Source organism: Micromonospora sp. NPDC049799 (genome assembly GCF_040656655.1).
GTDB lineage: Bacteria > Actinomycetota > Actinomycetes > Mycobacteriales > Micromonosporaceae > Micromonospora.
On the sequence record NZ_JBFAMU010000821.1, the window covers coordinates 1 to 1,487 of the forward strand.

The 1,487-nt window shown below is 77.6% G+C and carries 1 protein-coding gene and 1 pseudogene; one reads left to right on the forward strand and one right to left on the reverse strand.

The genetic code is table 11. From position 1 onward, the window contains the following. Nucleotides 1-1,073 (reverse strand): alpha/beta fold hydrolase (locus tag AB0I76_RS29785; protein WP_357042431.1); only part of this gene is annotated, 1,073 nt, incomplete at its 3' end. Nucleotides 1,074-1,153: 80 nt separating this feature from the next. Between AB0I76_RS29785 and AB0I76_RS29790 the strand changes: the two are divergent. Continuing rightward, a pseudogene (locus AB0I76_RS29790) lies at nucleotides 1,154-1,487 on the forward strand (hypothetical protein); the annotation flags it as partial.

The following is a 1,487-nucleotide window of genomic DNA, read 5'->3' on the forward strand; positions in this document are numbered from 1 at the left end:
CGCCTATGCAGAGCCATACGCCGGCGGCGCGGGCGCAGGCTTGTACCTCCTCGCCCGGCGACGGCCAACAGCAGGCCGCTGACCAGCAGGAATCCGATGACGTGACCGCCCACGGCGAGCGGCAGCCGGGCGGTGGGGACGAGCGCCGCAACCGCCGCGCCGACGCCCGCGGCGACCACCGCGACCGCGAGCAGCTTCCCCGGTGACGACGCCGTCGGTCGCGGACGGGTCGGCCGGCGGCCCAGCGCGAGGACGGTCAGGGGTACGAAGCCCAGCCCCAGACCGAGCAGCAGAAGGCCCGCCGGAAGGAGCCGGGCGGTGGGTCGCGCACCGGACCCGCCGTCCGACGGGAGCCACGCGGCGACCTCGGCGTGGGTACGCGCGGCGAAGAGCACCGAGATGTGCTCCACCCCCGGCACCTCCACCAGCCGCCTGGTGCCGCCGCCTTGCCCCGCCGCCTCCTCGGCCGCCCGGCGGAAGTCGGGGAACTCGGCCCCGCCGACGATCAGCAGCAGATCGGCCGGGCGGGCGCCCCCGGCGTCGCCCGCGTCCGGCAGCGAGATCGCCACGGTGCGGCGGATCTCCGGATGGTCGGCGGCCCAGCGGGTGACCGCGCCCGCCCCCATCGAGTGCCCGACCAGGTGGATCCGCTCCGGGTCCACGTCCGGGAGGCCGCGCAGGTGCGCGACGGCCACGTCCAGGTCGGCGGCGAGAGTCTCCTCCGACGCGCCCCGGCCGCCCCCGCCGAGCCGCCCCGGGTTGGCGCCGTGCCCGGCGAAGTCCAGCAACAGCGCCACCATGCCGTCGCGGGCCACGGTGTCGGCGATCGGCCGCATCAGCCGGGCGGAACCGGCGAAGCCGTGCGCGACCACCACACCCGGTCGCCGACCCACGTCGGCCTGCGGGGAGGCCCGGACCTCGGTCAACGGCACCCCGGCCACGGTGACGTGCCGCACGGTGAGCCCGTCGGAGGCGCGCGCCGACCCGTACGCCCCGAGGGCCACCAGGAGCGCGGCGAGCACGGCGAGGACGGCGGCGGTGCGGGGCGGACGCGGCGGCGAGGGGGCCGGCATGCCGGCACCCTACCGCCGGAGACCGTGACCGGCGGATCCCTCGACCGGCGGAGCGTGCACCGGCAGCGCACACTTGTGCCATGGCTATCCCATTCCCCCGGCCGACCGAGGTCGTCGGCCGTACCCGCAGCGCCCTCGACCAGGCCTTCGGCTCGGCGGCGTCGTTCGCCGCCGTGCCGGCCCGCGCCTTCGCGGTGCTGGACGGCGTGGAGGCGCTGCTGGCGCGGATCAACGGGGTGGTGGACCGGATCGAGGAGACCCTGGACCGCACCGACCGGGTGCTCACCGACGCCGAGGCGGCGGTCGCGGAGGTCGCGGTGATCAGCGCCGCGGCGACCACCGCCATCGACACCGCGACCGAGGTCGCCGCCGCGGCGGCCCGGGTGGTGGGTGAGGCCGAGCGGGTGTCGGGGG